Annotated in this window: 14 protein-coding genes; 7 read left to right on the forward strand and 7 right to left on the reverse strand. The window is 63.7% G+C overall.

Annotated features, from left to right (window positions below; genetic code table 11):
• Positions 1-24: 24 nt before the first annotated feature.
• A complete protein-coding gene (locus U873_RS0123525; RefSeq protein WP_025130574.1) occupies positions 25-318 on the reverse strand; it encodes a hypothetical protein in 294 nt (97 codons plus the stop codon).
• Positions 319-521: 203 nt separating this feature from the next.
• On the opposite strand from U873_RS0123525, the gene U873_RS0123530 reads away from it, so the two are divergent.
• The 5 genes from U873_RS0123530 (at position 522) to U873_RS0123550 (ending at position 4,966) form a co-directional block, all read left to right on the forward strand.
• A complete protein-coding gene (locus U873_RS0123530) occupies positions 522-827 on the forward strand; it encodes a MazG-like family protein (RefSeq protein WP_025130575.1) in 306 nt (101 codons plus the stop codon).
• Positions 824-1,573: a methyltransferase gene (locus tag U873_RS0123535; RefSeq protein WP_025130576.1), complete on the forward strand. Its 750-nt coding sequence runs from the start codon at positions 824-826 to the stop codon at positions 1,571-1,573. Before U873_RS0123530 ends, U873_RS0123535 begins: the two co-directional genes overlap by 4 nt.
• 11 nt (positions 1,574-1,584) lie before the next feature.
• Positions 1,585-2,193 (forward strand): DUF4136 domain-containing protein, encoded by a 609-nt coding sequence (locus tag U873_RS0123540; RefSeq protein WP_025130577.1) that lies wholly within the window; start codon positions 1,585-1,587, stop codon positions 2,191-2,193.
• Positions 2,194-2,234: 41 nt separating this feature from the next.
• Entirely contained in the window at positions 2,235-2,792 is a 558-nt protein-coding gene (locus U873_RS0123545) for a DUF4136 domain-containing protein (RefSeq protein WP_025130578.1), read from the forward strand.
• 176 nt (positions 2,793-2,968) lie between these two features.
• Positions 2,969-4,966, forward strand: coding sequence for a pilus assembly protein TadG-related protein (locus U873_RS0123550; protein WP_025130579.1), 1,998 nt, complete (start codon positions 2,969-2,971; stop codon positions 4,964-4,966).
• Here the strand turns inward: U873_RS0123550 and U873_RS0123555 are convergent.
• Both U873_RS0123555 and U873_RS0123560 read right to left on the reverse strand, forming a co-directional pair.
• Positions 4,951-7,719: a PAS domain-containing sensor histidine kinase gene (locus tag U873_RS0123555; RefSeq protein WP_025130580.1), complete on the reverse strand. Its 2,769-nt coding sequence runs from the start codon at positions 7,717-7,719 to the stop codon at positions 4,951-4,953. The genes U873_RS0123550 and U873_RS0123555 overlap by 16 nt on opposite strands.
• Entirely contained in the window at positions 7,716-8,153 is a 438-nt protein-coding gene (locus U873_RS0123560; RefSeq protein WP_025130581.1) for a TadE/TadG family type IV pilus assembly protein, read from the reverse strand. The genes U873_RS0123555 and U873_RS0123560 overlap by 4 nt, the downstream gene beginning before the upstream one ends.
• A gap of 74 nt (positions 8,154-8,227) precedes the next feature.
• Between U873_RS0123560 and U873_RS0123565 the strand changes: the two genes are divergently transcribed.
• Positions 8,228-8,698, forward strand: coding sequence for a prepilin peptidase (locus U873_RS0123565; protein WP_025130582.1), 471 nt, complete (start codon positions 8,228-8,230; stop codon positions 8,696-8,698).
• Between the two features lie 126 nt (positions 8,699-8,824).
• Entirely contained in the window at positions 8,825-9,616 is a 792-nt protein-coding gene (locus U873_RS0123570; RefSeq protein WP_025130583.1) for a response regulator transcription factor, read from the forward strand.
• A gap of 48 nt (positions 9,617-9,664) precedes the next feature.
• Here U873_RS0123570 and U873_RS0123575 read toward each other — a convergent pair whose 3' ends face one another.
• From U873_RS0123575 to U873_RS0123590, 4 genes are read right to left on the reverse strand one after another with little or no spacing between them, the layout of a single operon-like run.
• Positions 9,665-9,931: a DUF3613 domain-containing protein gene (locus U873_RS0123575; RefSeq protein ID WP_025130584.1), complete on the reverse strand. Its 267-nt coding sequence runs from the start codon at positions 9,929-9,931 to the stop codon at positions 9,665-9,667.
• Positions 9,932-9,933: 2 nt separating this feature from the next.
• Positions 9,934-10,668, reverse strand: a complete 735-nt coding sequence (locus tag U873_RS0123580; RefSeq protein ID WP_025130585.1) for a tetratricopeptide repeat protein — start codon at positions 10,666-10,668, stop codon at positions 9,934-9,936.
• Positions 10,669-10,678: 10 nt separating this feature from the next.
• Positions 10,679-11,560 (reverse strand): type II secretion system F family protein, encoded by an 882-nt coding sequence (locus U873_RS0123585; protein ID WP_025130586.1) that lies wholly within the window; start codon positions 11,558-11,560, stop codon positions 10,679-10,681.
• Between the two features lies 1 nt (position 11,561).
• Positions 11,562-12,443 (reverse strand): type II secretion system F family protein, encoded by an 882-nt coding sequence (locus tag U873_RS0123590; protein WP_025130587.1) that lies wholly within the window; start codon positions 12,441-12,443, stop codon positions 11,562-11,564.
• Between the last annotated feature and the right edge of the window lie 5 nt (positions 12,444-12,448).

Raw genomic sequence — 12,448 nt, forward strand, 5'->3', positions numbered from 1 at the left:
AGAGGGATCAGGGACAGCAGGCAATCAATGGATGATCCAGCTCAGCAGCCAGAGGCCGAGTACCAGCCAGATCAGCCCGAGGATGATCGAGGCGCGCATGAAGGCGCGGATTGCCGAGTAGAGGAACATCAGGCCGATGATCAGGGTGATGATGCTGATGATCGAGGCGTCCATGCCCAGGGCCCGGGACAGCCCGTCGATAAAATTGCCTCCGGCGTGGGTCAGGGTATTGAACAACCCGCTGAGCAGGTCGACGATAAACCGGATGACCGAGCCGATGGCCTGGCCGAGCCATTCGAAGAAGCTTTCTACCTGCATGTGTACGTCCTGATGAAAGAGAGGCGGGGTGCCGAAGCTCAACCTTGGGCCACGGATGCCTGGGGCGAGTTCCCCATCAGCATAGAAGCTGGCGGCTGGGTACATTCTATAGGAGCGCCCGGAGGATGTTGCACCTGCCGGCGCATGCCGCCCTTGCGTCCCGTGCCCATCCCCCGGAAGCTATACGCCTTCAGGAGACCCCGATGAACCTAGAGCAACTGACCCAACGCCTGCACGCCATTCGTGATCGCAACGATTGGCGGCCATTCCACAGCCCGAAGAACCTGGCCATGGCCGCCAGTGTCGAGATGGCGGAGCTGGTGGAAATCTTCCAGTGGCTGACCGAAGACCAGTCGCGGCAACTGCCGGCCGACCAGTTGGCCCACGCCGGGCAGGAGATTGGGGACATCGTCCTCTACCTGTTGCTGCTGTGCAGCGAGTTGGGGCTGGACCTGGACCAGGTGGTGCGCAGCAAGCTGGCGGACAGCGAACGGCGGTTCTGCTCATGAGCGATCGTCACTTCGATCAGTTGGCGACCCGTTTCGCCGAGAAAATCTATGGCGGTGCCAAGGGTGCGATCCGCCTCGCCGTGCTTCAGGCCGATCTCAAGGAAAGCCTGCCGGAACGGCCGTTGCGGGTGCTGGATATCGGTGCCGGCCTGGGGCACATGTCCTTGTGGCTGGCGCAGCGCGGGCACCAGGTGACCCTGGCCGAACCGGCGGCGCCGATGCTTGAAGGCGCACGCCAGCGCTTTGCCGAAGCCGAGCAGCAGGCGACCTTCATCCAGGCGCCCTGGCAGGAGTTGCTGGGGCAACTGACCGAGCCTTATGACCTGGTGCTGTGTCACGCGGTGCTGGAATGGCTGGCCGAACCCCACGCGATCCTGCCGGTATTGCACCAATTGACCCGCGCTGACGGTTGGCTGTCCCTGGCTTTCTACAACCGCGATGCCTTGGTGTACCGCAACCTGCTCAAGGGCCACTTTCGCAAGATGCGCAAGAACGACATGGCCGGTGAGAAGCAGAGCCTGACCCCGCAACAACCGCTTGATCCGCGCGAGCTGGCGGCGCAACTTGAGGGCTTGTGGCAGGTCGAAACCCAGAGCGGTGTGCGGGTGTTCCACGATTACATGCCGGTGGAGTTCCAGGCTCGAGCCGAACTGACGGATCTGCTGGAGATGGAGCTGGCCCACCGTCGACACCCAAGTTTTGCCGGGCTTGGGCGTTATCTGCATTGGCTGTGCCGGCCGGTCTAACGGAGTGTGCAATGAAACGCCGCCTGGGTCTGATTCTTGTGTGTGCCGGGCTTGCCGCCTGTCAGGGCAGCAACCCCTATGTCGCCAGTTCCAATCCCTTGCCGCCGGCCCCGCCGCAAGCGGCCACGACCTTTGATCGCAGCGCCTACCCGGCGCCGACCCGAGACTACGGCCGCTACCGCAGTTGGGCCTGGCTCAACGGCCGCCTGCCCAGTGGCTCGGCCTGGGCCGATTCGGCGCAGATCGCCGAAGCGGTGAGCAATGCCCTGGATCAACGTGGGCTGCGCCCCCTGCATGACCAGCGGCCGGCGGATTTGTGGGTCAGCGCCGACCTGCATCTGGAGAAACGCCTGCGCCAGGTCCAGGACGATTACGGTTACGCAGGCTATGGCGGCTACAACCGCTACGGACCGGGCTACGGCATGTACGGCAGTGTGCCGGTGGTGCGCACCTATGAAGTGGAAGTGGTGGTGGTGCGGGTCAACCTGTATGACGGCGCCAATGGCCAGCCGGTATGGAGTGCCAGCGCCGAAACCAGCAGTCGCGGCAGCCTCGGCGAGCGTGCCGATGCATTACGTGAGGCGGTGGAAAAAGCCATGGCCGCCTATCCTCCCAGTTAGCGGTCCCTGTTCAGGCCTCAGCCATGAAGTGGAGAAACAGCATGTTCCATCGAGTCGTTTTACTGGTGTGCATCGCGCTGCTCGGCGCCTGTGCGTCCGACCAGGTCAACCATGATTTCGACGCCAGCCGGGACTTTGGCGCCTACCGCAGTTGGAGCTGGAAAGAACCCGCCCTGCAGTACCGTCCCGATGATCCGCGGATCAAGAGCGACTTGACCGAGCAGCGCATTCGCCAGGCCGTGTCCGAGCAACTGGATCAGCGTGGCCTGCGCCCTGTCCAGGCTGGTGCAAGGGCCGATGTGAACGTCCAGGCCTACCTGATCGTCGAAGACCGCCAGCAACAGGTCACCACCAACTACGGCGGAGGCTGGGGTGGTCCGTGGAACGGCTACTGGGGCGGGCCGATGTACAACGAGACCCGCAACATCACCTACAAGGTGGCGACCATCCAGATCGACCTGCTGGACGGCAAGGACGGCAAGCTGGTCTGGCGTGGCAGTGACGAGCAGATGCTCAGCAGTTCGCCCAACCCTGCGGACCGCAGCGCCGCGGTCCGCGCCACGGTCATGCGAATCCTGCAGAACTACCCGCCTCATTGAGGCCATTCCTTCTCCTGTCATCCGGGGCACGGCAGCACCTTGAGGTGCCTGCGGTGCTCTTGCCCGCCGCCAGTCAGCCGGGCTGGCCTCCTGCCAGCGTGCCCTCCAGGCATTGACTACACTGCTTTCATCCTTGGAGATAGCGCTCGGCTGCGAGCCGGTAAAGGAGTGCCTCGATGTCTCCCCTGAAGCGGTTTTCCGGCCCCGCCCACCAGCGCGGCGCCATTGGCCTGATGGCGGCGGTGACCTTTGCCCTGGCGCTGTTGCTCATGCTTCTGGTGGTGGACAGCGGCCGGCTCTACCTGGAGCAGCGCAGGTTGCAACGGGTTGCGGATAACGCAGCCCTGGAGGCGGTCAGCCGCGGTGGCAATTGCCAGGCCGGCCTGAGCGCCGCCGCCTATGCCGGGCAGAGCGCGACCCGCAACGGTTTTGTCGTGGCCACCGGCAGTACCCTCACCACCACCTGCGGTTCCCTCACCACCGGGGCCAACGGCCTGCGCACCTTCAACGCCAATGCCACGCAGTCTGTAGCCGTGCGGGTGGTTGCCAGCAACACCGTGCCCATCAGCGTCGCCTCGGGAGTTGCCGCGCTGTTTTCTCCTGGGCCGATCAACCTCACCACCCAGCTCAGTGCCACGGCTGTCGCGGCGGCACCGACCCCGACTGTGGCGCAACTGAGCATTCGCAGCACCCTGGCCACGGTCAGCACCGCGCAGTCGAGCATTCTCAACCCGCTGGTGGGAGGAATGCTCGGGGGCAGCCTCAGCCTGAGTGCGGTGGGGTGGAATGGTTTGCTCAACACCAACATCAACCTGCTGAGCTACCTCAATCAACTGGCGATCAACCTGGGCGTGGCGGCGGGCAACTACACCCAGTTGCTCAACACCACCACCAGCGTGACGCAACTGATCCAGGCCGCGATCACCGTGGTCCAGGCCAATGGTGCCACCGCCGATGTGCTGACCGCCCTGGGCAATCTGCAAATCGCGGCGATCAATGCCGCTCCGCTGAAACTGGGGGACATCCTGCAACTGCAGACGGGCTTGCCGAGCACGGCCCTGGACGCCAGCGTGCAACTGTTCCAGTTGCTGCAGGCGGTGGTGCAGTTGTCCAACAGCAACAGCGCGGTGGCGGCGACCTTGCCGATCAACGTGCTGGGGCTGGCCAATATCACGGTGCAGACCAAGGTCATCGAGCCGCCGCAGTTGTCGGCCATCGGCAACCCTGCCCTGGCCAAGGCCAACCCCACTGGGGCCAATCGCATTTATGTGCGTACTGCACAAGTGCGAACCCTGGTGCGGATCAACCTGCCGGTGCTGTCCGGGGTCTCGGGGCTGAGCACGGCGGTGAGCAATCTGGTGGCGCCGCTGACGCCGTTGTTGAACAGCCTGCTGAGCCTGAACCTGGTGGCGACCCTGAGTTCGACGCTGTGCCTGTTGGGCGCCGGGTGTGAGCAACTGTACCCGGCACTTGCGCCTTCTTCGGAGATCGACCTGAGCCTGGATGCAGGAGGGGCAATCGCCTATGTCACCGACTACAGTTGCCCGGTGAACAACAGCGGGACCAAGAGCCTGACCGCCCACACCATTACCTCCATCGCCGACCTGAAAGTCGGCCAGATCGACCCGACCAACGCGTTCTCCTCATCCGCCGAGCCCACGGTGACCCCGCTGCCCCTGGTGGATCTGGGAGTCCGTACCTGTTACCAGTTCCTGATCCTGCCGGGCCGCTGCGATCCGGTGGTGCACTACGCGGGAGGGGGAATCGCGGTGATGGTCAACACCAGCGTGGCGCAGAACACCCAGGACCTGGTGTTCTCCAGTACGGCTTCGCCTTTCCCGGTGCCCCCCAACGTCAACCAGACCCCGAGCTACCAGACGGCGGCGCCGACCACCAATATCATTTCCAGCCTGGCGAGTACCCTCTCGGGCATCAATCTGATTGTCTACAAACCCGTCAACAACAACCCCCTGGGGGCCATCGTCACGGGCCTGGCCTCGGCCATCAGTGGCGTCAGCAACTTGCTGACGCCGGTCATCACCGGGCTCTTGAGCCCAGTGCTTGATCCATTGTTGAACAACTTGCTGTCGGGACTGGGAATCAACCTGATGGATGTCGAAGTAGGCGCCAACCTGACCTGCGGGCAGACCGGCAAGGCCTACCTGGTGATCTGATCCGGCGGGGCGATCGGCAATTCGATGCAGAAGCGCGCGCCTTCCTGGCCGTTGCTGACGCTCAGGCGCCCGCCCATGTTCTCGACGATGCCATAGCTCACCGACAGCCCCAGTCCGGTGCCGACCCCTACTGGCTTGGTGGTGAAGAACGGCTCGAAGATCCGCTCCAGCAGCCGCGGGTCGATGCCGCCGGCGTTGTCCTCGACCCACAGCCGCAGCCACTGTTCGTCACGTTGCCCATGCACGGAAATCCAGGGTTTGAAGTCGGGCTGTTTTTCCCGCTGGCCCAACAGTGCGTCCCGGGCATTGACCAGCAGGTTGATCAGCACTTGTTCCAGCTGGTCGACAAACCCCAGCACCCGGACATCGAAACCCAGCTCGCTGATGCGCAGGTCCAGGCCTTTGCCACGCATGCCTTCGGCCAGCAGCGAGAGCGTGCCCTCGATGGCCTGGGCCGGATCGAACGGCTGTTGCTCCACCTCCGAGCGTCGGCCAAACACCCGCATGTGGTCCACCACTCGGGCAGCCCTCTGGACCTGGGCGTCGATGCGGTGAAGCTTTTCGGTGAGGTAGTCGACCTGGATATCGCCACTGTTCACACGCTTGAGCACATTGACGATGGCCATGCGCATCACGTTCAGGGGCTGGTTGATTTCATGGGCCAGCCCGGTGGCCATTTCCCCGAGGGTGGCCATTTTCGCGCTTTGCGTGAGCTGTTGCTGGGAGCGCCGTACCTCGGTGTTGTCGCGCCCCACCGCCTGGATCTCAAGGAGTTGGCCCCGATCATCGAACACTCCACGGTCCGACCAGACCCACCAGGCATGTTCCCGCCCGGGCAGTTGCAGGTTGATTTCTGCGGTGCTGACCGGAAACTCCGGGCTCAGCAGATTGATCCGGCGCGCGAAGCCTTCGCGCTGCTCGGCGGACAGCCACTGTCCGAGATTGCTTCCTGGCAGATCGGCAGCGGCGCACTCCAGGTAGGCGGCCAATGGCCGGTTGCCGAAGGTCAGGGTCAAGTCCGGGCGGTAGCGGCAGATCATCGCTGGTGAATCCTCCACCAGGATCCGATAGCGCTCCTCGCTCTGGCGCACCTGCTCGGTGGCCAAGGTGGCTTCGGTGACATCCAGCCACAGGCCGACCGCCTCGACCGGCAGGCCGAGGTCGTCACGCAGCAGCCTGGCTTCGTCCAGGACCCAGTGGTAGTTGCCCTGGCGATCTCGCAGGCGATAGCGGCTGTGGACATGGCCTGCGCGCAGCAACTGGCGGCAGCGCTGGAAGTACAGGTCGCGGTCCTCGGGGTGCAGCCAGTCCACTAGCCGGTCCTCCGCGCAGTCTTCCAGGGTCCAGCCCAGCAGAGGCTGCAGGCTGGCGCTGAAGAAACTCGGTTGCAATGCACCTTCGAGGTAACGCTGGACATAGATCACTGCCGGCGAACTGGCGATCAGGTTGTCCAGGCGGGCGTGGGCCGCGGCCGCTTGTTGCTGCTGGTTCTTGATGTCGCTGATATCGAGCATGAAGCCCACCAGGCGCTGGTTTTCTCCCCGCCCCAGGGCCTGGCCCTGCAGGCGATACCAGCGTGCTGGGAATGTCGGCTCGGGGCTGTGCAGGCGCACGCAGAGCAGCAGGGGCTTGCCTTGCTTCAACTCCTGCAGGCGGCTGCCGAGCTCGGCCCGATCGACGGGATGAATCAGCTCCAGCCACGCCTGGACGCTCAGTCGGGTATTGCCCTCGGGTACCTGCAGGGATGCCGCCAGTTGGCTGGCCAGGAGGATCTCGGCGGTGCCTGGGCACAGCTCCCACCACCCGGCCCCCAACAGGCCTTGCAAGGCTTCCAGGCGTTCAAGGTGCAGGTGATGGCGGTGTTCGCGCAGGCGACTGAGCAGCGGCCCGGCGAGGGCTGCGGTGAGCATCAGCCAGTCGCGGTCCAGCAGGTTGGGCGCGTGCTGTTGGCTGCTGTAGCCACCGCACAGGAGCCAGGCGGCGACGCCGTGATCATCCCGGTAAGGCACCAGGAACCCTTCGCGGTGAGCGAAGATGGCCTGCAGGCGCGGGTGTTCATTCAAGCCGGGAACCTGATTCAGGCGCAGGGGCATGTTGCCGCTCAGGCTGTCGAGGCCGATGCCCAGGGCCTGGCCGTCCTGCCACAGCTGTGGTGCGTCGTGGGCGTTGCAGCAACTGTGGATCAGCCAGCTTTGCTCTTGCTCATCCAGCAGTGCCAGGCCGACGCAGGGGATGTGCCAGAAGCGAGCCAGGTCGAGCAGTTGCTCGTGCAGCACCTCCTTCAGGCGCGGCAGGCCGCACAGGCGGATCTGTTCGCTGATCTGCGCGGCAAAGGCCTGGCACTGTTCGCGACTGAAGGCCTGTTCGCGTTGCAGGATCAGGTCGCCGATATCCAGGAGCTGCAGATGCCATTCCTGGGCCTGACGCTGGACCCAGCCGCGCAGGTGCAGGGTCTTCACCCCGAGCCCGCGAAAATCGAGGTCCAGGACTTGCCCGCTCCAGTCGGCGGGGCGGCCTTCGAGCGCCTGGGTGCTGCCGGGCACCACATAGTCCCGCAGATGGGCTGGTTCGGCACTCGGCGGGAGCTGGGCCAGGGCATGGCGCAAGGGCCCGCTGGTGGTCAGGATCCGACCCTGTTGATCCAGTACCAGCAACAGACCGATGGCCTGGGGCGCGGCGGTTGCCTGGGGTTCGTCAGCGACCGCTGGCTGGCGGCCCAGGAGGCGACCGAAGAGCTTGTCGCCAGAGGTCAAAACTGCAGACTCGAAGTGACGGAAAGGTTGCTGGGCAGGTTGGGCACGGTGCCGATAACCGGCAACACCAGCAGCGGCAGCACCTGGTTCAGCTTGCTGGTGGGATAGTTCACCGAGACCGTCAGCACACCGGCGCTGTACACCGCGCTGTAGTCGGTGGCGGCAAAGTTGAAGGCCGCTGGAATCCACTGGGTCTGGGTCTGTATCACGCTGTTGGCGAGGTTCTGCACCGTGGTGGCATAGTTGGCGCTGTTGGGATCGACCATCACCGCACGGCGGATTGCCTCGGCGGTGGCTTGATGGAAGGACTGCATCATCAGCAGCGGCACGCTGTAGCTGACCAGGCCATAGAACACCGCGAAAAAAATCACGAACACAGCAGCAAACTCGATCGCTGCAGCGCCTTTCTGCTTTCTAGGGAGGCCCGGTTTCATCAGTGCGTCTACCCTGACAACCACTATGTTCATTAAGCATAGGATCTTTCCGGAAAAAGGGACCGTTTCGGCCGATGCATTTATTGGTTTTGTGGATCTGGTTGGCAATCTGCGCGCTGCAGGATCTGCGTCAGCGGCATATCGCCAACGCTTTGACCCTGGGCGCTGCGCTGCTGGCCACTCTCTACCTGTCATGGACCGGCACTACCTGGCTCGGGAGCAGTGCCGCGCAAGGTGGCTGGGCCCTGCTGCTGGCCTTGCTGTTCACCTTGCCCGGGTATGCCACGGGAAGAATGGGCGCGGGGGATGTGAAGCTGATGGCGGCCCTGGGGCTGGCCACCGATACCCAGCATCTGCTGGGCGCGTTTATCGGGGCCGGGCTGTGCAGCCTGCTGTGGCTGCTGATCGCTGCCAGGCTCGACCTACAGCCAAAACAAGGGCTTGAGCCCTCGACCGGGGAGCCGGCAAAGCACTTGTCAAAAAAATACCCCTTTGCCCCTTTTGTCCTGCTCGGAATGGTCTTAACTGTGAGCGTGATCCACTAGTCGCCGGGCTGATTAATGCGATGTACATAGTCGGAAAGTAGGTCTAGGTTTTAAGTTGTAGCTGCCCGGATCATGCGTCGCAGCACAGGAGTGGCCCGTCATCGATGGGCCCGCACGGAGTAGCACGTGAACAAGCTCACCTCACAGATGAAAGTGCTCGTGGTCGATGATCAGCCACTGATTGTCGAAGAACTTTGCGAGTTTCTTGAAAACAGTGGTTACCGTTGTGTTCCTTGCCAGTCCAGCCGCGAGGCCGTGGAGTGCTTCAACAAGGATCCGGAAATCTCCCTGGTGCTCTGCGACCTGCACATGCCAGGCCTGGACGGTATCCAACTGGTGCAGGAGCTGCAGCGCATTGCCGGCAAGCAGCGGGTGTTCGAGGCCATCATGTTGACCGGCCAATCCGACAAGCAGGATGTGATCAAGGCCCTGCGTGCCGGGATCGCCGATTACTATCAGAAGCCCATCGATCTGGACGAACTCCTGGAAGGCTTGCAGCGTCAGGAAGTCGCCTTGCAGGAACGGCAGAAAAACCTGCACCTGGGGCACCTGAACCAGAAGCTGCAGTTTCTCTCGGAATCCATCGACGATCTGTATCAGGACCTGGACAAGGTCCGGGGTGCACCAGCCTCCAGCCGCAACGAAGAACCCCGGGGCGAGGGCGGCGGCGATGCCGACAGCATCGAAATCCCGACGATCTTCAATCAGCTTTCGCCACGGCAACTGGATGTCGCGCGCCTGGTGGGCAAGGGCCAGACCAACTACCAGATCGCCTGTGAGCTGGGGATTACCGAAAACACCGTCAAACTCTATGTTTCCCAGGTGCTGCGGCTGACCCACATGCACAATCGCACCCAGCTGGCCCTGGCGCTGTCTCCGAGCAATTCGGGGTTGCGCCAGCGGGTGACGGCACACTGACTGCGAAGCACTGGCGGTGCCGGGTTCACCGCCAGCTGTAGCTTGCGACTATTTGCTTTCCACCTTGCCGCCCGCGTCCGGGTCGTAGAGATCCGGAATCTCGTACTTGTATTTCTTCAGCCAGCGTTGCAACGCCAGCTCGCGTTCGGTGGGGGTCGCCGTCTGTGGTTGCGGCGAGGCTGCCAGGTTGCGGTTCTGCAACAGCAGCCAGCCTTCGGTTTCCTGCTGCTGGGGAGAGGACGGCCCGGCATCGATGGCCTGCGCGACCAGCGGCAGTGTCAGCAGGGCAGTGCAGCAGAGCATGGGCAGTTTCATCTTCAGCGCTCCTTGGCTGGTGCGGCATCAGGCTGCAGGGTGGTGGTTCCTGTAGCCACCTGGGTCACGGGGCCGGTGGTCTTCGACGGGGTCTTGAGCTGTTCGGCACGGGCCTGGGCCTGGGCGAACTGCTGCGGGCTCAAGCTGGCCTGGCTGACCACTTGCGCCGCCTGCTTCCAGTCGTCCTGATAGAGCAGCAGGGTCACCATATTGATCGCCGCCAGCGGCTCGGACTGCTTGAGCTCGATGGCGGTGAGGAACTCGAAGCGGGCCTCTTCGATCCGCAACTGGTTGAGGTAGACCACACCCAGATCATTGCGGATTTTCTCGTTGGTCGGAGCCAGGCGCGCCGCCCGTTGCAAGTGAGCCTGGGCCTGGCCGTTATCGCCCCGGGCTGCTGCCAGCTGACCCAGGCCGTGCTCGCCTTCGGCTGCCAGGCACGAGCCCAGCAGGCTGCGGTACAGCGGTTCGGCCTCGCTGCGTCCCAGCAGCCGGTAGACCCGGGCCTTGCGAACCCGGACTTGCGCCAGGTTGTCCGGCAGGCTCTGCAGGTTGGCCAGGCTGGCGTGCAGCTTGCCGTCGTTGGCCATTTCATCGGCAAGGCTGACTGCCAGTTCCTGCTCGGAGCTGAGTTTGGCGCAACTGCTGGAGTTGGTCAGGGCCGCCCATGGTGGCTGGCCGTTGCTGGCGCATCCGCCGAGCAGCAGCAGGCTTGCAGCGACAATCATGGCTTTCATCAAATTCCCTCTAGGAAGCAAAGGCCCGGGCAATGGCGGTGAAACCCGGCCCGGCCAGCACGATCAACAGGGCGGGGAAGAGAAACAGCATCATCACCACCGACATTTTGGCCGACATTTTCGAGATGTATTCCTGCAGGCGTGTCAGGCGCCGGTCATCGAGCAATTGCTTGAGCGCCTGCAGCGACTTCATCGCACCGCCACCCTGCAGGATCAGTTGCTGGAGGATCACGCAGGTGTCGGTGAATTCGTCCACCGCCAGCAAGGTCGCGGTCTTGTTGATCTCTTGGCCCAGCTCCAGGCCCGAGTCGACTCGCGCCAGGATCAGGCGCAGCTCGTGGGTCAATTCCGGCAGCAGCTTCTGAGCCTCGTTGCCCAGCACGCGCAAGGCCTGTTCCACGGCCATGCCTGATTCGAACAGGATGCGCAGCAGGGGGATGAAGGTGGAGATCTCCACGGCGATGTGTTTCTGCCGGCGTTGGGCGGCGTAGGCCAGCATCCGCTTGGGCAGCAAGTAGCCAGCCCCCAGGGCGAGCATCGGCATCAGCCATTTGCTGGCTTGGGGAAACGCCACCTCCTGGATGAAAAACACCAGGCATGCCAGCAGCACCGGGGTGGCGATCTGGCTGGCGGCAAACAGTGAGCGCTGGCTGGCGCGGCGCCAGCCGAGGCGGTTGAGCAAGGTCTGGGTTTCGCTGTCCATGCTCACGGCGCGCTGGCCGAAACGGCTGTCGCCCAGCAGGCGCAACCAGCTGCCCAGGCGGTTGTCGCGGGTCATGTTGCCTTGCAGTCGCTGGGCAACCTGGCGTTCGCGCCGGCGTTGCTCAAGCAAGCCGTTGCCCAGCAGGAGCAAGGCGGCGAGAAACAGCAGCGCAGCGGCCAGCAGAAGCATCTCAGATACTCCTCAACATGCGCCAAAGGGCGAGGCAGCCGAAGATCTGCAGGCACACGGCAGTGATCAGCATTTTCTGTCCGGCGGAGTCGTGCCACATGCCGAGCATGTAGCCCGGATTGGTGGCCATGAAATAGCTCACTAGAATCAGCGGCAGCAGCCCCAGGACCCAGGCCGTCATGCGGGTCTCCCCGGTCATCGCACTCAATTGCCGGGCCCCTTGCTCACGTTCGCGGATCAGTTTGATCAGGTTTTCCAGCAACTCGCTGGCATTGCCGCCATAGCGGTGATTGACCTTCAAGCCGAGTGCGAACATGCGCAGTTCGTCCTGCTCGTAGAACTCGGCAAAATCACTGACCGCCTCCGGCAGGTTGACCCCCAGTTGCACGTTGCGCTGGACCCGGCCCATGGCCTGCTTCAGTGGATCGTTGCTGGCCTCGATGGCGCCGAGTACCGCATCGGCCAGGGTGCGGCCGGACTTCAGGCTGCGCACGCTGTGGTCGAGCAAGGCGGGCAACTGCTCGATCATGCGCTTGAGCCGGCGCTGGTACAGCCAGGCGATGCACAGCCGCAGGAGCAAGGGCGGACCGAGGAGACCGCCCAGCAGGCCGAGCCAATCCGCCATCAGGTAGCCCAGCAGCGCCAGCGTCACCCAGACTGCCAGCCACAGGCCCAGGCGTTCATTGGGCTGGCCCAGGCCGGCACGGGCAAAGGCTCGCTCCAGGCCGCTCCAGGAGCTGCGTTGCACCTTGAGGTCGGGTTGCCCTTCGGCCAGCCGATTGAGAACCCGCTCACGCTCGGTCTTGCGCACCCCGTGATAGAACAGCCATCCGGAAAGCCCCAGCAGGAGCAGGCAGATCAAGGTAAGCAGCAGGCCGATCATGGGCC

This window comes from Pseudomonas sp. PH1b (genome assembly GCF_000633395.1).
Taxonomy (GTDB): domain Bacteria; phylum Pseudomonadota; class Gammaproteobacteria; order Pseudomonadales; family Pseudomonadaceae; genus Aquipseudomonas.

Bases quoted from the DNA above. Each gene is read 5' to 3' on its own strand.
- U873_RS0123525 (WP_025130574.1), bottom strand. From the start codon at position 318: ATGCAGGTAGAAAGCTTCTTCGAATGGCTCGGCCAGGCCATCGGCTCG.
- U873_RS0123530 (WP_025130575.1), top strand. From the start codon at position 522: ATGAACCTAGAGCAACTGACCCAACGCCTGCACGCCATTCGTGATCGC.
- U873_RS0123535 (WP_025130576.1), top strand. From the start codon at position 824: ATGAGCGATCGTCACTTCGATCAGTTGGCGACCCGTTTCGCCGAGAAA.
- U873_RS0123540 (WP_025130577.1), top strand. From the start codon at position 1,585: ATGAAACGCCGCCTGGGTCTGATTCTTGTGTGTGCCGGGCTTGCCGCC.
- U873_RS0123545 (WP_025130578.1), top strand. From the start codon at position 2,235: ATGTTCCATCGAGTCGTTTTACTGGTGTGCATCGCGCTGCTCGGCGCC.
- U873_RS0123550 (WP_025130579.1), top strand. From the start codon at position 2,969: ATGTCTCCCCTGAAGCGGTTTTCCGGCCCCGCCCACCAGCGCGGCGCC.
- U873_RS0123560 (WP_025130581.1), bottom strand. From the start codon at position 8,153: ATGAAACCGGGCCTCCCTAGAAAGCAGAAAGGCGCTGCAGCGATCGAG.
- U873_RS0123565 (WP_025130582.1), top strand. From the start codon at position 8,228: ATGCATTTATTGGTTTTGTGGATCTGGTTGGCAATCTGCGCGCTGCAG.
- U873_RS0123575 (WP_025130584.1), bottom strand. From the start codon at position 9,931: ATGAAACTGCCCATGCTCTGCTGCACTGCCCTGCTGACACTGCCGCTG.
- U873_RS0123580 (WP_025130585.1), bottom strand. From the start codon at position 10,668: ATGAAAGCCATGATTGTCGCTGCAAGCCTGCTGCTGCTCGGCGGATGC.
- U873_RS0123585 (WP_025130586.1), bottom strand. From the start codon at position 11,560: ATGCTTCTGCTGGCCGCTGCGCTGCTGTTTCTCGCCGCCTTGCTCCTG.
- U873_RS0123590 (WP_025130587.1), bottom strand. From the start codon at position 12,443: ATGATCGGCCTGCTGCTTACCTTGATCTGCCTGCTCCTGCTGGGGCTT.